Source organism: Gloeocapsa sp. DLM2.Bin57 (assembly GCA_007693955.1).
GTDB lineage: Bacteria > Cyanobacteriota > Cyanobacteriia > Cyanobacteriales > Gloeocapsaceae > Gloeocapsa.
On the sequence record RECR01000043.1, the window covers coordinates 29,734 to 52,078 of the forward strand.

At 37.5% G+C, this 22,345-nt stretch carries 23 protein-coding genes; 8 read left to right on the top strand and 15 right to left on the bottom strand.

Features of this window, described 5'->3' with window-relative positions; translation table 11 throughout:
• Window position 1: 1 nt before the first annotated feature.
• The 6 genes from EA365_03170 to EA365_03195 all read right to left on the bottom strand — a co-directional run bounded on the left by EA365_03170 (window position 2) and on the right by EA365_03195 (window position 5,459).
• A complete protein-coding gene (locus EA365_03170; protein TVQ47746.1) occupies window positions 2-1,360 on the bottom strand; it encodes a mechanosensitive ion channel family protein in 1,359 nt (452 codons plus the stop codon).
• A 310-nt stretch (window positions 1,361-1,670) separates the two neighbouring features.
• Window positions 1,671-1,982, bottom strand: coding sequence for an NADH-quinone oxidoreductase subunit NuoK (gene nuoK / locus EA365_03175; GenBank protein TVQ47701.1), 312 nt, complete (start codon window positions 1,980-1,982; stop codon window positions 1,671-1,673).
• Window positions 1,983-1,997: 15 nt separating this feature from the next.
• Entirely contained in the window at window positions 1,998-2,597 is a 600-nt protein-coding gene (locus EA365_03180; GenBank protein ID TVQ47702.1) for an NADH-quinone oxidoreductase subunit J, read from the bottom strand.
• Between the two features lie 56 nt (window positions 2,598-2,653).
• Window positions 2,654-3,226, bottom strand: a complete 573-nt coding sequence (gene ndhI, locus EA365_03185) for an NAD(P)H-quinone oxidoreductase subunit I (GenBank protein ID TVQ47703.1) — start codon at window positions 3,224-3,226, stop codon at window positions 2,654-2,656.
• A 5-nt stretch (window positions 3,227-3,231) separates the two neighbouring features.
• Window positions 3,232-4,350 carry an NADH-quinone oxidoreductase subunit NuoH gene (nuoH, locus tag EA365_03190; protein ID TVQ47704.1) on the bottom strand — a complete coding sequence of 373 codons (1,119 nt, stop codon included), beginning with the start codon at window positions 4,348-4,350 and terminating at the stop codon, window positions 3,232-3,234.
• A gap of 50 nt (window positions 4,351-4,400) precedes the next feature.
• Complete coding sequence (locus tag EA365_03195; protein TVQ47705.1) at window positions 4,401-5,459, bottom strand: uroporphyrinogen decarboxylase; 1,059 nt, start codon at window positions 5,457-5,459, stop codon at window positions 4,401-4,403.
• Window positions 5,460-5,542: 83 nt separating this feature from the next.
• Between EA365_03195 and malQ the strand changes: the two genes are divergently transcribed.
• Window positions 5,543-7,048, top strand: a complete 1,506-nt coding sequence (gene malQ, locus EA365_03200) for a 4-alpha-glucanotransferase (protein TVQ47706.1) — start codon at window positions 5,543-5,545, stop codon at window positions 7,046-7,048.
• A gap of 129 nt (window positions 7,049-7,177) precedes the next feature.
• On the opposite strand, the gene EA365_03205 is transcribed toward malQ, so the two are convergent.
• Genes EA365_03205 through EA365_03215 form a run of 3 tightly spaced genes read right to left on the bottom strand, consistent with a single transcriptional unit; the run spans window position 7,178 to window position 8,778 of the window.
• Window positions 7,178-7,945, bottom strand: coding sequence for a hypothetical protein (locus tag EA365_03205; protein TVQ47707.1), 768 nt, complete (start codon window positions 7,943-7,945; stop codon window positions 7,178-7,180).
• A 7-nt stretch (window positions 7,946-7,952) separates the two neighbouring features.
• Complete coding sequence (locus EA365_03210; GenBank protein TVQ47708.1) at window positions 7,953-8,504, bottom strand: guanylate kinase; 552 nt, start codon at window positions 8,502-8,504, stop codon at window positions 7,953-7,955.
• Window positions 8,505-8,520: 16 nt separating this feature from the next.
• A complete protein-coding gene (locus EA365_03215; GenBank protein ID TVQ47709.1) occupies window positions 8,521-8,778 on the bottom strand; it encodes a DUF370 domain-containing protein in 258 nt (85 codons plus the stop codon).
• Between the two features lie 127 nt (window positions 8,779-8,905).
• Here EA365_03215 and EA365_03220 point away from each other — a divergent pair, with 127 nt between their 5' ends.
• Window positions 8,906-10,648 carry a fibronectin/fibrinogen-binding protein gene (locus EA365_03220; protein ID TVQ47710.1) on the top strand — a complete coding sequence of 581 codons (1,743 nt, stop codon included), beginning with the start codon at window positions 8,906-8,908 and terminating at the stop codon, window positions 10,646-10,648.
• Here EA365_03220 and EA365_03225 read toward each other — a convergent pair.
• Together EA365_03225 and EA365_03230 are read right to left on the bottom strand one after the other, a co-directional pair.
• Window positions 10,618-11,298 (bottom strand): DUF2993 domain-containing protein, encoded by a 681-nt coding sequence (locus EA365_03225; protein ID TVQ47711.1) that lies wholly within the window; start codon window positions 11,296-11,298, stop codon window positions 10,618-10,620. The genes EA365_03220 and EA365_03225 overlap by 31 nt on opposite strands.
• Before the next feature lie 37 nt (window positions 11,299-11,335).
• Complete coding sequence (locus EA365_03230; protein ID TVQ47712.1) at window positions 11,336-11,830, bottom strand: N-acetyltransferase family protein; 495 nt, start codon at window positions 11,828-11,830, stop codon at window positions 11,336-11,338.
• A 26-nt stretch (window positions 11,831-11,856) separates the two neighbouring features.
• Between EA365_03230 and EA365_03235 the strand changes: the two genes are divergently transcribed.
• Window positions 11,857-12,429 (top strand): Uma2 family endonuclease, encoded by a 573-nt coding sequence (locus EA365_03235; protein ID TVQ47713.1) that lies wholly within the window; start codon window positions 11,857-11,859, stop codon window positions 12,427-12,429.
• Here the strand turns inward: EA365_03235 and EA365_03240 are convergent.
• From EA365_03240 to sat, 3 genes are all read right to left on the bottom strand, one after another.
• Window positions 12,426-13,526 carry a hypothetical protein gene (locus tag EA365_03240; protein ID TVQ47714.1) on the bottom strand — a complete coding sequence of 367 codons (1,101 nt, stop codon included), beginning with the start codon at window positions 13,524-13,526 and terminating at the stop codon, window positions 12,426-12,428. The genes EA365_03235 and EA365_03240 overlap by 4 nt on opposite strands.
• Before the next feature lie 46 nt (window positions 13,527-13,572).
• Entirely contained in the window at window positions 13,573-15,669 is a 2,097-nt protein-coding gene (locus EA365_03245) for a DUF4384 domain-containing protein (GenBank protein ID TVQ47715.1), read from the bottom strand.
• Window positions 15,670-15,752: 83 nt separating this feature from the next.
• On the bottom strand, window positions 15,753-16,934 hold the full coding sequence (gene sat, locus EA365_03250; protein TVQ47716.1) for a sulfate adenylyltransferase: 1,182 nt from the start codon (window positions 16,932-16,934) through the stop codon (window positions 15,753-15,755).
• Between the two features lie 50 nt (window positions 16,935-16,984).
• Here sat and EA365_03255 point away from each other — a divergent pair, with 50 nt between their 5' ends.
• From EA365_03255 to EA365_03265, 3 genes are read left to right on the top strand one after another with little or no spacing between them, the layout of a single operon-like run.
• Window positions 16,985-18,454, top strand: a complete 1,470-nt coding sequence (locus EA365_03255) for an aldehyde dehydrogenase (protein ID TVQ47717.1) — start codon at window positions 16,985-16,987, stop codon at window positions 18,452-18,454.
• The gene (locus EA365_03260; GenBank protein ID TVQ47718.1) at window positions 18,447-19,553 is read left to right on the top strand and encodes a MarR family transcriptional regulator; all 1,107 of its coding nucleotides are present in this window, start codon (window positions 18,447-18,449) and stop codon (window positions 19,551-19,553) included. Before EA365_03255 ends, EA365_03260 begins: the two co-directional genes overlap by 8 nt.
• Window positions 19,546-20,388, top strand: coding sequence for a mechanosensitive ion channel family protein (locus tag EA365_03265; protein ID TVQ47719.1), 843 nt, complete (start codon window positions 19,546-19,548; stop codon window positions 20,386-20,388). Before EA365_03260 ends, EA365_03265 begins: the two co-directional genes overlap by 8 nt.
• On the opposite strand, the gene hslO is transcribed toward EA365_03265, so the two are convergent.
• Window positions 20,346-21,251: an Hsp33 family molecular chaperone HslO gene (gene hslO, locus EA365_03270; protein TVQ47720.1), complete on the bottom strand. Its 906-nt coding sequence runs from the start codon at window positions 21,249-21,251 to the stop codon at window positions 20,346-20,348. The genes EA365_03265 and hslO overlap by 43 nt on opposite strands.
• Window positions 21,252-21,331: 80 nt before the next feature.
• Between hslO and EA365_03275 the strand changes: the two genes are divergently transcribed.
• Together EA365_03275 and EA365_03280 are read left to right on the top strand one after the other, a co-directional pair.
• Window positions 21,332-21,802, top strand: coding sequence for a tetratricopeptide repeat protein (locus EA365_03275; protein TVQ47721.1), 471 nt, complete (start codon window positions 21,332-21,334; stop codon window positions 21,800-21,802).
• A 149-nt stretch (window positions 21,803-21,951) separates the two neighbouring features.
• Entirely contained in the window at window positions 21,952-22,341 is a 390-nt protein-coding gene (locus EA365_03280) for a hypothetical protein (protein ID TVQ47722.1), read from the top strand.
• Window positions 22,342-22,345 lie beyond the last annotated feature (4 nt).

The following is a 22,345-nucleotide window of genomic DNA, read 5'->3' on the forward strand; positions in this document are numbered from 1 at the left end:
GTTACTCCCAGACTTCAGGCAAAGAAGAACTTTGTCCATCGATAGAAGTTGCTTGAATAGGGAAAGGGATAATAATCCCTTCCTGTTGATATCTTTTGTATAATTCCTTAATAAACTTATGTCTAACTAGAAATTGGTCAAAATAATCCTCTACTTGTAAAAAAACCGTAAAATTAATACTGTAATAACCGAATTTATTAAAACATAAAAAAGGTTCGTATTCTTCCTCTGTAGGAGTCGTCAAGAATTCTTGTATGACGTATTGAGCAACTCCTAGAGTAATTGCTTCTACCTTTTCTAAATCGCTATCATAACCTACACCTACTTCAACTGGTACTAATAATCTTTTTTCAGGGAGTCCATAGTTAGTAAAACTAGAAGAAATCAAATGAGCATTAGGAATAATTTGCAGGTTACCAGTGATTTTTTTAATCACAGTATATCTTAATTCTACATCAGTAACATAACCCTCTTCCCCACTAGTTAATTTAATATAATCTCCTGGTCTAACTTTTTTAGAACTAATAATAGTAATTCCCGAGGTAAGATTTTCTAGAGGTCCTTTCAAAGCAAGTCCAATGGAAACACCACCTACCCCTAAAGCAGTAATCAGGGGAGTTATCCCCACCCCAATAGATTGTAGAATAATTAAGAAACCTAAACTAAAAACAACCAGTTTAGTAATATTTTCAAACAAAGAAGTAATGACGGGACTTCCTTGATTTTGATTACCATAAAGTCTAATAAAACTAATAGCTAAACGATAAATAACTAGAGTAGATGAGGTGAGAAAACAAATGATAATGCCTTTAGTAAATAAAATGATTAAAGCATTAGGAAGAGGAAAAATATTAATAGCTGCTGTTACCCCCGCGAGGACAGACCAAAAAACTATTATACCTTGAAAACAGTTAACGATTAATTCATCTCCATCCCAAGCAGTTTTGGTAGCTAATTGATATAGTAACTTTAAACCTTTTTTATCCGCTATAAAACCGAGAACAAAACTAGTAATTACTATCGCAAATGGTAAAATATATTTATTAAGTTCATAAGTAGAAAAGCCAGCTAAGCTAATAATACCAACAGTTCCTAAACTATAGATAACTAGACGGGTTATTTGGTCAAAAAAACGATTAACGGGAAAATTACCTTGACTGCGATAGAAATCAATTAAACCAGTAGCTAATCTAGCGATAACTATAGTAAAAGAAGCAATAATTAAAGCGGTTAAGACTTTTTGAGCAACTCTGAGATATTGATAATAATCATTAAAATTAAAGTTAACTAAATAAAAATCGATTAAAGCTTGATGGAGACAAATAGATAAACCTATAATTAGAGACCAGATAACTAACATATTACGGAAAACATTGACGATAATATGCTCGCCTCTCCAGTTAGTTTTTTCTACTAATTTAGCTAATAATTTAAGACCAATTCTTTCTAAAATTAAACCCACAATTAAGCTAATTAGCATAATTACCACGGGTATAATTAATCGCCAATAACTAAAAGCTTCGGGATTATTCATATTATTAAAATAATAAACAACATTAAAGGGAAAAGGCAGAAGGCAAAAGGCAAGAGGCACTCATTAGTATTATATATATAAATAATATCTCCTAACACCGTTCAACCGTTCAACCGTTCAACCGTTCCCTCTAAAACTACCACTTAAGGAGGTTAAATTGTTCCATGTCAATGGTATCGCGGTTGCGGTAGATAGCGAGAATAATTGCCAAACCTACAGCAGCTTCAGCAGCAGCTATAGTAATGACAAAGACGGTAAAAACTTGACCCTTGATACCTAGAGGATCGAGAAAATTAGAAAATCCCATTAAATTGAGATTAACGGAGTTGAGTAATAATTCAATGGACATTAAAACCCGTACAGCGTTACGACTGGTAATTAAACCATAAATACCAATACAAAACAATGCTGCTGCGATTAAGAGAAAATATTCTAATTGTAATTGCATGAGTTAAATTCTGAATTAATCTTCGGTTGATTTACTAGAGACAGACGCCAATTCACGAGGACGTTCTGGCAAAGTTAAAGGAGAGGTAGTGGTATCGGGAATCAAATCACGACGCGCGAGAATAATTGCACCCACCATAGCCATTAATAGTACAACTGAGGCTAATTCAAAAGGAAGTAAAAAGTCACTAAATAAATGTTTAGCCAACTCAATTACGGTATTTTCGATTAAAGCTGGGGAAGTAGCATCTAATGACCAAGGGGTGATTAAAATCATCGTAGTTAACAAAGCAAAGATGCTTAAACAAACTAAACCAGTAGCTACCTTACGAATCCAACGTTTAGGAATGGTAGCAAAGTCTTCTTGCTTATTAACTAGCATGATAGCGAAGATAATTAAGACGTTGACTGCGCCTACGTAGATTAAAATTTGTGCTGCTGCGACAAAATCAGCATTGAGTAAGATATATAAACCAGAAATACTTAAAAAAACTACCGCTAAGAGGAAAGCTGAGTAAACGATATTTTCTAGTAATACTACTCCTACTGCAGCACTAAGCATCATTCCTGTGAGAACGAAAAAACAGACAAATTGTACTCCTTCGGCTATATTCACGCTTGTTGATACTCCTTGATAATAGTGGGAAAACCGGGATTAACCCGGTATTTAGTTTATTCTTTGAGATCTTCTGGGTGTTTACCTGCGCGTTGACTACCTGGGGGTAAATCATGGGGTGAGATGACGTCTTTAGGTAGATAACCTAATTCGCGCAAAGGTGTAACCATAGGATCTTGGGTAACTTTATAGGGTAATCGACCCAAAGCCACGTTATCATAATTAAGTTCGTGGCGATCGTAGGTTGCTAATTCGTATTCTTCGGTCATGGATAAGCAGTTGGTAGGACAATATTCTACGCAGTTACCACAGAAAATGCACACACCGAAGTCAATGCTATAGTGTTTGAGTTCTTTTTTCTTGGCTTCCTTGTTAAATTCCCAATCCACTACGGGTAAGTTAATGGGGCAAACGCGCACACATACTTCACAAGAGATACACTTATCAAATTCAAAGTGAATTCTACCGCGATAACGTTCCGAGGGTATTAACTTCTCATAGGGATACTGTACAGTAATCGGGCGTCTTTGCATATGATCAAAGGTTACCGATAAACCTTGACCAATGTATTTAGCTGCTTCGATACTTCCTTTTGCGTAATCACTAACTTGTTTGAGAATATTGAACATAGTTGTTATCCACCAAAAGCGACAGGGAAAGCGAGTTTTAAAGCTGCGGTAATCAAAAGATTAGCCAGAGATACGGGTAAGAGGAATTTCCACCCTAGATCTAATAATTGGTCTATACGTACTCTAGGTACTGTCCAACGTATTAAGATGGCGATGAAAATAAGTAAGTAGGCTTTTAAAACGGTCATAGTGATTCCCACTGCAGCAGTAATAACTTGCAACCAGGGGGTAGTGTCACTAATACCCAGCCAACCTGCTAGAGAATCTATGGGTATGATAAATTCCCAACCTCCTAGATAGAGTATAGAAAAAACTAGAGCAGAGAGGACGAGGTTGACGTATGAACCAACGTAAAATAGACCGAATTTCATCCCTGCGTATTCGGTTTGATAACCGGCTACTAGTTCTTCTTCCGCTTCTGGTAAGTCAAAGGGGAGACGTTCACATTCTGCTAAAGCGGCGATCCAGAAAATGAGAAAACCTATAGGTTGACGCCAAATGTTCCAACCAAAGATACCATAACCCGATTGTTGTTGCACGATGTCAATGGTACTGAGACTGTTAGACATCATAGCGATCGCCAAGACAGCTAGAGCTAGTGGTATTTCATAACTAATAGACTGAGCAGCCGCTCTTAACCCTCCTAGCAGGGAGTATTTATTATTAGAAGCATAACCCGACATTAACAAGCCAATGGGAGTGATACTCGATAGAGCAATCCACCAGAATATACCCACGTTAAGATCGGTAATCACCAGATTTTGCCCAAAAGGTACGATTAGATAGGACAAAAATACGGGAATAACCACGATGATAGGTCCAATGGTAAACAACCAGCGATCTGCTTTGGCAGGTACGATATCTTCTTTAAAGACTAGTTTAATACCATCTGCTACTGGTTGTAAAACTCCCAATGGTCCTGCGTATTCCGGACCTATCCTTTGTTGAGCAGCAGCTGAAATCTTTCTTTCTAGCCAAACTACTACTAAAACTCCCACCGTTGCACCGATAATCATTAAAATCATCGGCAGGGGTAGCCAAATGGTTTTGGCTAATCCTGGTGGGAGTCCCAATTCTTTGAGGGATTCGATAAAACTTCCTTGTAGGTCGATTCCTGAGTTCATTGTTTATCTTTGACAGGCTTTTTCACTCTAGTATATCGCTACCTGGTAGTTTAGACCTTTAACAGTTGATCTGCTTGTTTGGCTGTTTCAAAGAAGAATCTCACGTTTTCTTCGGGTGTACCTACTAAAACACCGTGACCTAGGTTTAAAATGTGTCCTTGGTTACCCGCTTTTTTGATGGTGTCTAAGAGGCGATCGCGGATAAAGTCATGAGAACCAAATAAAACTCCTGGATCAACGTTTCCTTGCACTTTCATCTCTTGACCTAGTCTTTGTCTAGCTACCGCCATATCTACTGTCCAATCCACGCTGACTATATCTACTCCTGATTGTCCCATATATTCTAAAATCCCTCCACTGCCGCTGATATAGAGGATTAAGGGTGTATCAGGGTGAGTAGCTTTGACTTGTTTGACTACCTGTTGTTGATAGGGAAGAGCAAAAGTAGCGTAGTCTTGGGGGCTAAGTTCTCCCGCCCATGAATCGAACATTTGTACTACTTGTGCACCGCAATCGATTTGGTAACGCACATAAACGGCGATCGCCTCGGCTAATTTAGTTAAAAACTGGTGTAAAATCTCAGGTTCAGAAAATGCCATACTCTTGATCATTGAGTAGGTTTTTGAGGTTTTTCCTTCAATCGCGTAAGCAGCTAAAGTCCAAGGAGCACCCACAAAACCCAAAACTGTAGATTTATTACCTACTTCCTGGCGCAAAGTCTGTAAAATTGTTTTAATAAAAGGTAAGGATTCTTCAGGTTCAAGAGGTTTTAATTGTTTAATCTGCTCCTGAGTGCGAATCGGTGGAGTGATTACAGGTCCTGTACTTTCGATAATCTCAAAAGGAATGCCAATACCAGGTAAAGGAGTAAGGATATCAGAAAACATAATTACTCCATCAGGTTGAAAAGCTCGCCAAGGTTGCAGAGAAATTTCAATAGCTAACTCAGCATTTTCCGAGCGATCGCGAAAACTCGGGTATTTATCCCGTAAATCTCGATAAACCTTCATATAACGCCCTGCTTGACGCATTAACCACACAGGAGGGCGATCTAAAATCTCCCCACGAGCTGCACGTAGGAGTAAAGGTAATTCTAAAGAGTGAGTCATGGTCAAATTTTCAAAACATTAATTGTTATTTTGTCGCATTTGTCAGCTTATCATAAAGTAAGCTCACGACTGTTAAAAGGGATATTATGTTATTTAAAAGAGTCAGCGGTATCTTGTTACATCCTACTTCCCTTCCTTCCCGTTTTGGTATTGGTGATTTAGGAGAGTCAGCTTATCGCTTCGTCGATTTTTTAGCGGATAGTTTTCAACAATTATGGCAAATTTTACCTTTAGGTCCTGTTGGTTATGGTAATTCTCCTTATTCCTGTTATTCTGCTTTTGCGGGTTATTCACTATTAATTAGTATAGATAGGCTGGTTGGAGATGGGTTATTGTCTAATGATGATTTAGCTAACCTTCCTGAATTTCACTTAGAAAAAGTGGATTATCAATCGGTAGAAGAGGTGAAAGCCCCTTTATTACGTAAAGCTTACCAAAACTTTTGCCAACAACCTAACCCTGAACAAAAACAAAGGTTTCAAGATTTTTGTCAGCAACAACAACACTGGTTGGATAATTATAGTCTGTTCAGGGCTGTTAAGGATGAAAATGGCGGGGTAGCTTGGAATTTTTGGCCCGAAGACATAGCTAGTCATAAAGCTACAGCTGTAGAAGCAGCTAGGGAACGTCTCGCTAGTGATATAGGCTACCATAAGTTTTTACAGTTTGTTTTCTTTCAACAATGGCAAGATTTGCGTAATTATGCTCATCAACGCGGTGTGAAAATTATTGGTGATATACCTATCTATGTAGCTCATGATAGCGCCGACGTTTGGGCTAATACTCGTTTCTTCTGTTTGGATCAAAAAACCCTCGGCTCTTCTACTATGGCGGGAGTACCTCCAGATTGCTTTAGTGATACAGGACAACTTTGGGGTAATCCTATTTATCTCTGGAAACGTCTAGAAGAAAATAACTTTAGCTGGTGGGTTCAACGTCTTAAGACTATGCTAGAATACGTCGATATTATTCGGGTTGACCACTTCCGTGCTTTTGAATCTTTTTGGGCGGTAAAACCAGGAGAAACTACCGCTATACAAGGAAAATGGCTGAAAACTCCAGGAGAAAAGTTATTTCAAGTTCTCGCCGAAGAATTAGGGGACATCCCCATTATCGCTGAAGATCTTGGCATAATTACACCAGAAGTAGAAGCACTCAGAGATAAGTTTAATTTCCCGGGTATGAAAGTTATTCAATTTGCCTTTGATTCTGACCGCGCTAATCCCTTTTTACCCTATAATTACGTTGATCGTAACTGTGTGGTCTATACTGGTACTCATGATAACGATACCACTATGGGTTGGTTTCTAGCGCGATCGCCTGAAGCACAAGCTAGAGTCAGGGATTATCTCGGTTGTATTTCTCCTGAAGGAATACACTGGAGTTTAATACGTTTAGCGATGAGTTCCGTTGCGAATGTGGCTATCTTCCCTCTTCAAGATATTCTCGGTTTAGAAAATTGGGCAAGAATGAATATGCCAAGTACTGCAACTGGTAATTGGGAATGGCGTTACCACCCCGACGCTTTAACCCGAGAATTAAGCGATCGCCTTAAATACTATACTTGGCTTTATGGTCGTGCTCCTTGAGGGAAGAGAGGGGGAGTGTGGTTCGAGTGGAAATTAAGAATGGAGAATGCGCAATAACTCCTTCTACTGTCTGCGCTTTGCGCTACTCCTTTCCTCCGAACCCCGAAGGATTTTAGACTGTATAAATACTTACTTTACTCTTAAAGCTTGAGAAAACTTAAAGGTTTGAATTTTTACTAATTGGTCTTTTACTTCACTAAAAATTTGTACTAATTGAACAAAAGTACGTTTAAAGATTTCCAATCCGATGGCTTCACCCTGACTACCACCAATACCTACTTGATTATCTACTAAACGACAAATTAATAAAGTACTTCCTAGATTGGGATGAACCAAATCACAAAAAAGAGCGTACATTACCCCAATATCAGAGTTATTTTTTGTCCATTTTTCTAAACAAGTTAAGATATTTACTTGGGAAGCATCACCAGCAGTAGGATGAGTTAAATAATCAGCTAAAAATTCTGTCCAATTAAAACGCTGTCCAGTTAAATGTTTCTCTAACCAAGGGATAATTTCTGATACTTCACTCTCGGTAACTTGACCATCTTCTAAAGCTAATTCCACCAAAGGTAACATTTTATCGGTGACATAATAACGTAAAATCGCTGTATGTTCAATAATTGCCCTACCAATCAAACCATAAATTAAATAATTAGCTGTATTTAAAGATTGAATCAAAGCTTGACACAAAATAGCGTACTTATTAAAATAAACAAGTAAGAGAGAATCTAGATAATAATCATAAAGTTTATGGGGATTATTTTCGGGTTTTTGTAGAATCACTGTTGTTTGAGAATTGCTTTCAAAATCTTGAGTAATTGTCTCAAAATTGGTTAATAATTCTTGTAACTCTGAGTCAAGTATTTGGCTAAAATCTGGGTTAAATGTACTCATAATCAAATTAGGAAAAAATAGCCTTTTCTAGAAGTTTAAGAGCTTGTTTAAAATCGTCATTAACGATTTGGTAATCAAACTCATCAGCAGCTTGTAACTCTTGCTGAGCACGTTCTAAGCGTTGTTGAATAGCTGTAGGGGAATCATTCCCTCTACCTTGTAAACGACGTTCTAATTCAGCAAAAGTAGGTGGTAAAATAAAGATACCGAGAGTATCGGGAAAATTACTTTTTACTTGACGTGCTCCAAGTAGCTCGATTTCAAAAATAATACTTTGGCCTTCTTGTAATTGAGTTTCTACTTGTGCGCGTGGTGTGCCATAATAATTACCAGTATATTGAGCCCATTCTAAGAAAGAATTACTAGCGATCATAGTCTCAAATTCAGCAGGAGATAGAAAATAGTAATGAACACCATGTACTTCACCAGGACGAGGCGATCGCGTAGTAGCGGAGACAGAAAGATTTAACTCGGGATGAAGGTTAAGCAATTCCTTAACCAGAGTACCCTTTCCTACACCAGATGGACCTGTAATAACAATTAATTTTCCCTGAGTCATTAAAAAATTAAAAAGTTTAATTAACAGAATCTTTTTGAGTAACGAAACGATGAGAAACGGTTTCAGGTTGAATCGCAGACAAGACGATATGATTAGAATCAGTAATAATCACAGCGCGAGTACGACGACCATAGGTAGCATCGATTAGTTTACCATTTTCTTTAGCTTCTGTAATAATACGCTTAATGGGAGCAGATTCAGGACTAACGATCGCGATAATGCGGTTAGCCGAGACTATATTACCAAAACCAATGTTAATTAACTGTATTTCCATAAATAAAAATAACTAATCAGGTTATATCCTTAATAATTCTAATGTTATCTCGAAAATTTAGGGATTTCAACGGTAAAATCGAAATAGTTATCTATAAATTTGTCTTTTTGAAGCTTTGTAGTTAGATATGCAGCCAGTCGATTATACAACAATGATAGGTAGTTGTGCTGAATTAGCAAGAGACTGGTTACCCGCGAGGTTAGAACAAGTCTATCAGCGCGATCGCTATACAATCTCCTTAAATTTACGTACGGTAAAACACAGAGGATGGTTAGATATCTCTTGGCATCCCCAAGGTGCGAGAATATGTTTAGGATCACCTCCTCCTCGTATTGCCGATACTTTTACCTTTAGTGATCAACTCAGACACCAACTCAAAGGATTTGCCTTAACTCAAATCATCCCTGTGACTCCTTGGGAAAGAGTCTTAGACTTACAATTTGCCAAACGTCCAGGAGAAGAGCCTATTTGGCATCTCTACGTAGAAATTATGGCTAAATACAGTAACGTCATTTTGACCAACGCAGAACAACAAATCATTACTGTAGCCCATCAAGTTAGTTCTACTCAATCGAGTTTACGTCCTTTACAAACAGGAGGAAGCTACGAATTTCCCCCACCCTTAACTACAGAAACACCTAATCTAGAAGAAGATTATCAAAGTTGGCAAAAAAAGGTTAACCTCATTCCTAGAGAAATTGCTACTGGATTATTAAAAACTTATCGGGGATTAAGTCCTAATTTAGCCCGTAGTTTAGTCAGCAAAGCTAATTTAAACCCCAAACAATCCACCGAGTCATTATCTCCCTCTGATTGGGAACAACTATTTACTGTGTGGAGAGAGTGGTTAACTCATCTAAAGGAAAAACAATTTATACCCGTATGGACAAAAGAAGGTTATCACGTCTTAGGGTGGGAAGAGGTAAAACCTGCAGATGGAGTTAATCAACTTCTCGATCATTATTATACTCAACAACTCAGTCAACAGGTTTTTCAACAACTACGACATCAATTAGAGCAAAAAATTACCTATCATCTCGGGAAGCTTAAAACCAAAAGAGATACATTTCAAGCCAAACTAGAGGAATCCACAGAAGCAGAAGCATACCGCTACAAAGCTGATTTATTGATGGCTAATCTACAAAAATGGCAACCTGGATTAAAGAGCATCACACTAGAAGACTTTAGCACAGCAGAACCCGTAACTATTCCCCTCAATCCCGAGAAAAACGCTGTCCAAAACGCACAACAGCTTTATAAACAACATCAAAAACTCAAAAGAGCAAAAGATGCGGTTATACCTCTATGGGAAGAAACTCAAGGAGAGATTAATTATTTAGAACAAATAGAAGTTAATCTTAACCAATTAGATAATTATCAATCAGAAGAAGACTTACTTACTCTCAGAGAAATTAAAGCAGAATTAATCCAACAAAAGTATCTCCCTTCTCCCCAACAAGATCATAACCTGCAAAGTAATTCCGAACCTCGTCGTTATACTACTCCCTCTGGGTTTACCTTATTGATTGGCAGAAATAACCGACAAAATGAACTACTTACTTTTCGGATTGCGACAGACTATGACCTGTGGTTTCATACTCAAGAAATCCCTGGTAGTCATGTTTTATTACGTTTAGATCCAGGAAGCATACCTACTGAAGAGGATTTACAATTTACTGCTGATTTAACCGCTTACTATAGCAAAGCTAGAGAAAGTGAACAAGTCCCCGTGATTTATACTGAACCCAAACATGTATATAAACCCAAAGGCTCGCCACCTGGTATAGCCATATACAAAAAAGAACGGGTTATTTGGGGACGTCCACAGGTAGCTAAAGCTTACTCAGATACAATGGTAGCAGTACCATAACAATCTATTCTACCTTGAGCAAGGGTTAGGTTTTCTAGTTGTACTTGTGAACCTAAATCAACCTCATAGTTATGTAAGGTGATTTGTTCGCTACTGGTTTCAATTTGAATGGGGTGTAAGAGTAGTTTACGGTGACTAGCTAAACTTAAACCTGATTTCCAACTAATGGGAGTAACGATCGTTCCTTGAGAATCGATGGCGATCGCCCTAAGAATAAGTTTATCAGAGTGAATCTCCAGATTTTGCCAGTTTATCTGTAAATTATGGAGATAATCACCCTTGATAAAGCTTTTTAATAAGTCTGTCAAAGCAGTAGTTAATAAATCAGAAGAGAGTGAGAGATTCAGTTGTGTTTGTTCTAAAGCAATTTTACCCTTAACCAGAATTGGTTCGAGTAAACGAAGGGGTTGACCTTTAATTACTTGTCCTAAATTGATTTTAATGTTTTCTCCCGTCAATTCTACTTGGTTTAAATGTATCCCTTGATACACTGGTGCGATACTCCCTAGGGAAACTCCAGGAATATAACCAGTTAAAATCTGACGATTAGTACCAGTGATGTTAATTTGCAGTTGTTCGACTTTGTCTAATTGAGAGTGTAACCAGAGATTAACCGCGGGAGAGAGAACTTTACTAATGATATCCTTCATACTAGCTTAATAATAAGTAAATTTTCTTAATCATACTTTATACTTTTCGACCTAAAATAACTAAATCTCTAATTTGAGCGTCAAGTTTAGCAACTCCAGGTAAATAACCCCATTGTTGAAACCCCTGTTTTTTAAATAAAGTTAAACTTGGTTGATTATGAGCAAAAACAAAGGCTAAAAGAGTAGTAATATTTAACTTAGGACTCTCCATAATCGCTTTTGTCAATAATTCTTGACCTACCCCTTGACGTCGCCAATCAGGTGATACATAAATACTAATTTCTGCAGTATGACGATAAGCGGGACGTCCATAAAAACTCTGAAAACTCAACCATCCCGCGATTTTACCATCTATTTCTAATACCCAAATAGGGCGATCGCCAGATTTATGGACTTGAAACCAATGGAGACGACTTTCTAGGGTAACAGGGACTAAATCAGCTGTAGCTAAGCGATCTGGGATACTAGCGTTATAAATTTCTACAATAACTGGTAAATCTAGTTCTGTTGCTTCCCGAATTTGTTTAAACATAAAGAAATATAGACACCAGACTCAAGATGACTAAAATTAATTTATACCCTATTAAAGACCAAATTAGTGCTAAATTTGCGGCAATATGTCAAGAAAACCCTAATTTATCCTTAGAATTATCGGCGACAGGAGAATTAAGAGTCATGTCACCTACAGGAGGAGAAACAGGAAGACAAAACGCTTATTTACTTGGTTTATTTTTTGTCTGGAATCAAGCTAACCAGTTAGGGGTTTTATTTGATTCTTCTACTTGTTTTCGCTTATCAAATGGGGCGTTATTTTCTCCTGATTTAGCTTGGGTTACCCTAGAGAGGTGGAATAACCTAAGCAAAGATGAACAGCAAAAGTTTCCCCCTTTAGCTCCCGATTTTGTGTTAGAGTTATTATCACCTAGTGATTCACTGCCACAACTCCAAAATAAGATGAGAGAGTATCTCCAAGGTGGAGTACCTTTAGGATGGTTATTAAATCCCAATCTCAAAAGCCTAGAAATCTATCGTTTAAATAGTGAAGTAGAGATATTATCTAATCCTCTTACTATTGCCGCAGAAAAAATTTTACCTGGATTAGTAATTAATTTAACGTCTATTTGGGGTTAGTTAATTTGTAACAAAGAACGTAAAACTATGGTAGCTGCTTCTCTAATGGCTGTGGAACGCACGTCTAACTGTTCATAACTATCTACAAATCGTTGATAATCTTCTAGGTTTTTAGGTTCGTTAATCTCCTTCCAAAGTACCCTTAACATTCTTTCAGTTCTTTCGATTTGGTCTAAACACTCTCGATATTTACGAAAACTATTGTCATCTTGAAGGATTCCTAAAGTAAATTTAGCTATCTTATATTTCCAAATATTGCTTTTAAAATCCCAAGAACGAATTAAAATATTTAAGGTTTGTTCATAAGCAAAAGGTTTATAGGCTAATAATTCTTGGAGAGTTTCCCGCTTAATATTGAGAAATTCTGAGCGAGGTTTTTTAACACCATTTCTTTCCCATTCGTCGATTTCTTGAATTTGATTGATATGACGAGTAATCGTAGGAAACCAATTAGCTAAAAGAGGAAAAGTCCCATAGCGATCGATTAAATCTTTAGCAGAAAATTCTAAACCTGTGATATAATCTCCCAGAATAATATCGGGTATATCATGATTATAATAACTCCCTAAATCTAAAAATTGTTGAAGTTTATCAATAAATTGATTCACATTACCCATAAATTTAATGAGTTGATTGATCTCTTCTGATTCCAGATAAATAGCAATTTCTTGTAATAAAATATTCACATCTCCCGTTTTACCTAACTCAAAAATTTCCCCTAGTTTATCTTCGATAGTTTCTAATTTATTGAGAATATGTTTAATACTTAAACCGCCAATTTGTTCGGTATCACCAGGTAATAAAACTAAACGTTCAGTATCAGGGTAGTTATCGAGAACATATCCCCAACCAGTTAACCATCTTTGACAAGTATCAACAGCCCAAATTTCTACTAAATCAAGCTGACGATTATTAACAATAATATCGTTATAAAAAATAGCTGCTTTTCCCTTTTGTTTTGTTTCCATATTAACAACAACAACGGGAGGATTAAGAGTGGTTTTAGTACAACAATCAAATAATTTCCAAAAAATACCAGACTGTACCTTGTTTTTTAAACCTCCATGAGGGAAGATAATGATAGCTCTGGTAGTCATGTGATTTATAAAACCTATCTAGAAAAACTCTTACATTATAATTGAGCTATTGAGTATTAATTACAAAACTTAAACTAGCCCAATGAGTAACCGCTAAAGTATAGTTATCAGCAGAATTCGGGATTAATTTTGATTTAGCCTGACTTGCGTTGTCTAAATCTGTCAGAATAGCTTGGATAACTCCTAAAGGTTTAAGTAACAAGACAATTGTTTCTTTATTCCCCAAGGTTTGTTGTTGATTACCGAGAGTTTCTAAAGTGTTTTTAAAAGGACTATCACTACAAATCACTAGAGTTTCTGTAATACCTAAAGGTTCAGAAGTTTTCCAAGTAAAAGAATTATTGGGATTAGGTATAACGCGAGTTTCTCCTGGATTAACCACAGAAGGTAAGGTTTTTTGATTCAGAGGAGGGGTATAAAGAGCGATCGCCTGATGATCAGGTAAGATACTTAATAAGATAAAATAAATAGGGTTATTACCCTGATTAGTCAAACGATATTGAATAGATTTATTTATCGGGATACTAGGGAGAAATTGTCCTGGATTTTTCCTAGTGATTTTATCTTGTTTACCTCCTGATTGGCTAATTTTTTGCCAAATCATTTGATTACGTTGGTCAAAAATCGTTAAACTAACTTCTACTGGTAAGCGAGAAGAAGCTTGATTGAGAGTAAGTCTGCTTAATTTGGCTGCTAAAATTACTGCTAAATTAGGAGTTAAACGAGTAACCGCTGACTTAATCGCTTCGTTAACTTCCCCTGTGGTTTTAGGGATAAGATTACCTTTCTGAGTCAATAAACCATAACCTGTAGAAGTTTTTGCCAATAAACAATCAGCCCATTGTTCCCCTGGATTAACTATACCATCAACTAGATCCAGATTAACTAGTGCACTAGTAGCGTCAACCCTTTCGATTCTTTCGAGACTATTATCTAAAGCTATAGCTAACTTTACATCTTTGGGTAAAACTCTGAGATATTCTTGAACAACTTGTCCTACTTTTAAGTTTTTGGGGGGATTATCACCGAGCCAACTTGCATTACTAGTAAATTTATTTAGACTATGCAACTGTAAATATTGCTCAGGTTTTAATTCAGGTATCGCGAATAGAGAGTTAGCACCATAATTTTGTAAAACCGTTGCGGGTAATCCTAATAGATTTACTTGTGGTTCTTCTCCAATTGAGCTAAGATAACCATGAGCAGAAAAAGCTGATTGGGATTTTAGGTAGTAAACCACATCTGATGTCAGAGCAGGTTTACTCAATTGAGGTTGTTGTTGACTTCCCATCACAGTAGCGATATTAGCAGTAGCTTGAGCTAAACTAGTAATTAAATTAGTCGGGGGAATTTTTGACCAAAGATCTTGAGTAAGATTATAAGTAAATAAACCCGCACTAAAATTTTGCCAACGTTGTTCAACCGCTAGTTGATTTTCTGCTCCCGCGTGTAATAATATTGGTTGAAGATTTTTTTTAGTTGAAGGTATCCCTAATCGTATTTGTTCAGCAAAAGCTACCTCTGAGATATTTTCTTGTTGTTCACCAGGTGGTAATAAAGAACGAACTTTCAAGTTACCGAGAAGTAATTGACTAGGAATAGCATAACTAGTATCTAAGACTAGAGTAACCTTATCTGTAGGTAAAGATTGGGCTAATAAAACTAAGGTTTTTTCTAGTAAATGATTACTAGTGGAGTTCTTTTTATTGGGGAAGCTACTATCTACTGGTACTAAACTAGGGAGATTAGTTTGATTAGGGAGACTTGCTAAACTACCATAACCGCTAAAATGAAAAACCACTATATCAGTAGCTTTAGCTTGTTTAATAAGATGTTCTGTAAAAGCGGTTTCGATGTTTTCCCTAGTTGCTTCTTTTTCAGTGAGGGTAACAATATCCTGGGGTTGAAAATTAAAACGGTGAATTAACAACTCTTTTTGTAACTCAACATCCGTCAAACAACCATTCAATTGAGGATAGTGAGGATATTGATTAATTCCTACTAACAAAGCTAACTTACGGTTAGTTGTAGCAGCTAGAGTTTGAACATAGCGGTTAAATCCAGGTAAAGTGAGTTGACTAGTACCTAGAGTTAGTATAGCTAATCCCGTTTGTTGTAAAAACCGCCTTCGTTCAATTCTCATGCTGACTGCTTAGGTTTTGTAATTACAGCATTTTTAGGATAACAAAAAAAGCCCGCACTTGTTTAAAAGTGCAGGAATTTGACTTAAACCTTTTGTACTTGAGATTGCATTGCTTGAGATAATTCTGCTGCAACTTCAGGACGAGAAAATTCAGGGGGTGGTAATTCACCACGACGCAACATTTCTCTTACTTTTGTACCTGAGAGGTGAATACGATCTTCTTTAGTCGCGGGACTAGTTTTGGTTGTCGCCATTTGTTGAGTTAACTTACAATAAAAAGCGTGTTCAAACATCATCGGGACGATTTCTAACTCATGGGGTTCAAACTCAGCAAAAATCTTTTGTGCATCGTAAGTACCGTAATAATCTCCTACACCCGCGTGGTCTCTACCGACGATAAAATGGGTACAGCCATAGTTTTTACGGATTAAAGCGTGGAAAATCGCTTCTCTAGGACCTGCGTAACGCATGGCTGAAGGATTGATAGCCAGAATAACGCGATCGTGAGGATAATATTTTTCGAGCATAATCTCATAACAACGCATTCTCACGTCTGCGGGGATATCATCTTCTTTCGTTGCACCTACGAGAGGATGTAAGAAGAGTCCATCAACTACCTCCATCGCACATTTTTGAATATATTCGTGAGCGCGATGTATGGGGTTGCGGGTTTGAAAACCGACAATAGTTTGCCATCCTTTCTCTTTAAACATAGCCCTTGATTGTAGGGGATCTATTTGATAGGAAGGGAAGAGAGGATGAGCTTCTCTGTCTAATAACCAAACAGGACCTGCTAAATTAACTGGTCCAGATTCAGATAAAACTTTAACACCAGGATGCTTCTGCTCGTCGGTTAAGTAAACATTGACCGCTTCGTGAGCTTTATTGTAGTGGTATTTTTGGGTTAGTTCTAAAACCCCGATAAATTTACCTTCAGAGTTATCTAGACGTACCCAATTACCTTCTTTGAGGGAGTCTGCTACTTCTTCTGACACAGAGAGAGTCACGGGTAATGACCAAGGAAGACCGTTGGTTAGACGCATATCTTCAACTACTGTCTCGTAGTCTGCTTGTTCCATAAACCCTTTTAGAGGACTAAAACCACCGATGGCGATCATCACTAAGTCAGATTCAGCCCGTTGATCTAGTTGTACTCTAGGTAGAGAGTCGGCTAATTGGAGAAATTCTGCTCTTTCTGCAGCTGTGGCTACGCGATTGATTAAATGACCACCGTGGGGGGTAATTCCGTCTATATGTGTACTCATACTCTTATAATAGTTAAGTCTTTGCCTATTTTCTCACGTTGATGTCATTTATGGTTAATTTTCCCCAACAGATTTGTAACTGGATTAATGGTCAAGAAATACCCTCTCAAGGTGGTGCTTGGTTTAGTAAGTTAAACCCCTGTAATGGTCAGACACTCTGTCAAGTAACTCGTTCTCAAGCTGAGGATGTCGCTACCGCGGTAGATGTCGCTAGAAAACAATTTACTGTTGCTTGGTCGGAAATTCCACCTGTCCAAAGGGGAGAAATTCTCCATAATTTGGTCTTGGGATTAAAAGCTAGACAAGAGGAAATAGCTAAGATTGTCGCTGCTGAAACGGGTAAATCTTTTGCTTCTGCTTTGGGGGAAACTCAAGGGGCGATCGCCCTGGGTTTATTTTACGCTAGTGAGGGACAAAGACTATATGGACGTACTACCACGAGCGCTGTTCCCCATAAACACGCTTTAACGGTTCGTCAACCCCTAGGAGTAGCTGGGTTAATTATCGCTGCTAATACTCCCATCGCTAATGTCGCTTGGAAGGTTTTCCCCGCTCTCATCTGTGGTAATACTGCTGTACTTAAAGCCGCTGAAGATACCCCTATTACGGCTTGGATTTTTGGTCAAATCGCTCAAGAAGCTGGTTTACCCCCTGGAGTGTTAAATATTATTCAAGGTTACGGTGAAGAAGCGGGAGCACCTTTAGTAGCTCACCAGGATATAGATATTATTAGTTTTACTGGTTCTACCGCTGTAGGACGTCAAATTCAAACGGTAGCAGGTCCTAGTTTAAAGCGTATCTCCCTGGAATTAGGGGGGAAAAATCCCCTGGTTGTCTGTGATGATGCAGATTTAGATAATGCGGTTAATTGGACTATCTTATCAGCTTTTAGTAACGCGGGACAACGTTGCGCCGCAGGTAGTAGGATTATTATCTTTGAGTCTATCTATGATCAGTTTCGAGATTTGTTAGTAGCCAAAACTAAACAACTTAAAGTAGGACCAAAGGATACAGATGATTTAGGTCCTGTGATTAATAATAAACAATTACAACAAATGTTAAGGGCGATCGCTACTGCCCGGGCCAATGGTGCTAAAATCTTAAGCGGGGGAGATCGTCTTACCGATAGCGAACATCAAGATGGTTATTATCTCGCACCCACCCTCCTAGAGAATATCTCCCCTGAAGCGGCAATCTCCCAAACAGAATTATTTGGTCCAATTGCTATACTCTACTCTGTACCTGATTTTAACAGTGCTTTAGCTTTGGCTAATAACTCTCCCTATGGTTTAACCGCTTCTATCCATACAGGTAATTTACATCGTGCTATACGCTTCTGTGAAAAAGTTCAAGCAGGAGTAGCTGTAGTAAATGGTGGTACTTATGGAAGTGAACCCCATATGCCTTTTGGAGGTTTTAAACAGTCGGGAAATGGTACAAGAGAACCAGGTACAGAAGCTTTAGACGTTTATTCGGAATTAAAAGATATCTATATCAATATTGATCCTAACTATGTTTAGTTTTGTTCGGTCAAAGTTACAATTATGGTTTTCTCACTCTCAAACTAAAGAACCAGACAAAAAACTGATATCTTTACCGAATTTACCTAAAACTAAACTAGAAAAACAATTACAGTGCTTATCCTCTCCTATTATCTATCAAAATACTATACAAGAGGCGATCGCTCCAGCTGTTAAAAACTGGCAAGAAAATCCCGACGCTTGCCATAGCATAGTTTTTTTAAGTAATCCTGTAGAAAATATCGCTAAAATTTTAAGAGATAGTATTAATAACTGGAGTAACCATCCTGTTGATATTATCACCATCTTATCTGGTCAATCTCGATTAAGTAATCCCTTGGAGATTCCCGATTTAATCCAAGAAGTAACTCAACCCTATGCTTCTACAGATAATCCTAGTCAGACAGTATTAGTAATTCCCTCTTTACATCAGTTATTTTTACGTTCTATTGATGGTTGGGATGGTCTAGAATACCTAAGAGATTTTATTGTTAAACAACGGGATTATTTTTGGGTCATAGGTTGTAATTATTGGTCATGGGATTTTCTCGATTTTGTTTGTCAAATTAATGCTTATTTTCCTGAAATTAAATTCCTTCCTAAAATGGATGCGGAATCACTGGAAGAATGGTTTAATCCTTTATTAGAATACGTTAAAAATAACTATCAAGCTGAAGAATTAGAAAGTTTAGTTAATTCTAAATATTGGGAGGTTTTAGTTAATGAAGCTTCAGGTATCAGTAATATTGCTGCCCAATTATGGCTAGATAGTTTAGCTATTACACCAGAAGAGGTGGAGTTAAAGAATAAATCTCTTACTCTATATCAATTTAAACCATCTTTGCCTAGTTTACCAAAAATAAGCTCTCTAGATCGTTATCTACTCCACTCTGTGTTGATTCATGGACAAATTACGCGCAATCATTTAGCATTAAGTTTAGGTGAATCATCTAGTCAGATTCGCTCTTGTGTCCAAGTTTTGTTAGCTGAGGATTTGTTAAAAGACAAGGAGCATCTGCTTACTATTAATCCTAGTTATTATGACCAGATAAAAAGTGAATTAGTTAATAACAATTTTTTGGTTAGTCAAGATGAATAATTTATTGATATTTGCCCAAATAGAATCAACAGAAACTCTGGAACAATTGTTTAGAGAAATTGATATATCCAAAATTTTATATATAAGTGCATCTATATTTTTGACTTGGTTTATATTAGCTTTAATTAAATGGTTTAATAACTGGATATCAGAGAAAGTACCTCGCCGATTTCGTCTCCTAATTAAACAATCTCTTCCCTTTCAAAAAAGTATAGTTCTTTTCATTGCTATTGCTTATTTAGCCAATTTATTATTGAATTTATCCCCAACAAATCTATTAACCTTAACAGGAACAATTGCGGTTGCTTTAGGTTTCGCTTTTAAAGATTATATCAGTTCGATTATAGCAGGTTTTGTGGCGTTATTTGAAACCCCTTATCGGGTTGGCGATCGCATTAAAATTGCCGAACATTATGGAGAAGTAGTTGGTTATCAATTGCGCACGATACAATTACAAACTGCTGACGATAATCTCATCACTATTCCCCATAATAAAATCTGGACAGAGAGTATCTCTAACGCCAATACTGGACATCTAGAAGCACAAGTAGCTACTGACTTTTATTTTGATCATAGCGTAGATGTAGAAAAAGTTCTGCGCATTCTCTATCAAGCGGTTTATAGTAGTAGATACACACAATTAAAGTTGCCAGTTGTAGTAATCCTCCAGGAGCATCCCTGGGGAACTCAGTTTAAACTACGAGCATACCCCATAGATGCTAGAGAGGAATTTATTTATCAAACAGATCTAATCAGACGAGCTAAAGGAGCGTTTAACCGTCATAATTTACCTTATCCAAGACTATCACCAGTTTTCAAATCAGCGATTAATTGAGCTAATTCTTCACCAGTAGCTTGATAAACTTGGTTACAAAAATGACAGGTAGCTTCTGCACCATTATCTTTTTCAATCATATCTTGTAACTCGGCTTCTCCTAACATTTTCAGAGCACCTAACATACGTTCAGAGGAACAACCACAATTAAAGCGGACTAATTGTACCTCTGGTAAGATATTTAACCCCAAATCCCCTAATAACTCTTGGAAAATTGCGGGGATAGTATAACCATCTCGCAACAGATTAGTAAATCCAGATATTTTGCTAACTCTTGACTCAAGAAGAGCAACTAAACTATCATCTTTAGCAGCTTTGGGCATTACTTGCAATAATAATCCTCCCGAAGCAGTAACTCCTTGAGAACCAACAAATACCCCTACTAGTAAAGCAGAGGGAGTTTGTTCAGAGTTAACCAGGTAATTAGCGATATCATCTCCTACCTCTCCTGAGACTAATTCTACGGTACTAGAGTAAGGGTAACCGTAACCCACGTCTCTAACCACGTAGAGATATCCTTGTTTACCGATCGCCCCACCTACATCTAATTTACCGATCGCATTGGGAGGGAGCTCAACTCCAGGGTTATTGACGTATCCTCTGACTGCACCATCTACCCCAGCATCAACTAGTAAACCACCTAATGGTCCATTCCCTTTAATGCGGATATTGACTCTAGAAGCTTCTGTTTTCATGCTAGAAGCTAATAATAAACCCGCAGACATTGCTCTTCCTAAAGCTGCTGTCGCTACGTAGGAGAGATGATGTCTTTGACGTGCTTCTTCGCTTACTCGATTAGTGATGGTTGCTACTGCTCTAATACCACCATTAGCTGCGGTGGCTTTAATTAGTTGATCTGCCATGATTTAATTAACTTAACTTTATCTTCCATTGTAAATTCCTTGCTCACAGGTTTTTGGTAAATTCCCCTATATCTTTGGATATGGGAAAGCTTAAATGTTATAATCATGAAATCAAATTTATTTCTGAACAATCACAGCGAATGTCCTGGCAAAGAGACTATATTTTTCAAGTTATTGGTCGTTTAACTTTAACTGCTATTGTTTGTGTTGTTTATTACACTTCTGAAACTGCTTTCATTTTGCCATCAGCAGCAATAGAAGTCAAAACGACAAAAAATACAGCCGATTTCTATTTTAATCGTGCTGACGAACATTTCAAGGCAGGTAATTTTCAAGGTGCAATTGATGATCTTACCGAGGTCATTCGTCTTGAACCGAATAATGCGGAAGCTTATTATGGTCGTGGTAGTGCTCGCACAAATATGGGAGAAAGAGAGGGGATAGAGGATTGGAAAAAAGCAGTAGAGCTTTGGAAAAAGGAAAATGATCCTCGTGCTGTACAGCTACAAGAAATGATTGACGCGATATCATCAGACTTAAAAAATCGCTAGTTTCTTCCCAAGAAAAAATATTTGTCAATTCCTTGCTCACAGGTTTTTGGGTAAATTCCCCCATTAAGAATCGGGTGCTTTTCCCCTACCATCAGGGGTCGAGATTCTGCGACACTTAAAGTGTAGGATCGCGAGAAGAAGGGGTTACCATGGATTATGTATATTTTTTACCAAACGCTAGTTTAACATTGCGGGTAATTGAATATCTACGCAGAATGACTAGTTTACCCGCCTGCAACATGGCTGTCATTCATCAGATTAATGGCTGGATTATCAGAGTCAAGTTTGCTCAACCATTAAAACCACCTTATCATGGTAATTTCCAAGCTTTTATGAGTGAGTTAGGGATTGTCTATCAACCAGAAATGCGTATTCAAATGGTTTTTTGGAGTTTAGAAACTGGTCAAACCGTTGTTGAAGTCATGCGTCGTTATCAGGTGGCGATCGTCTCTTACGGTAGTCCTGACACTAGCGATATTGAAGCTTTCCGCGAACAGTTTACCAGAGGACTAGGTTATTGTCCTGAAACTTTAGCTTAGTTAT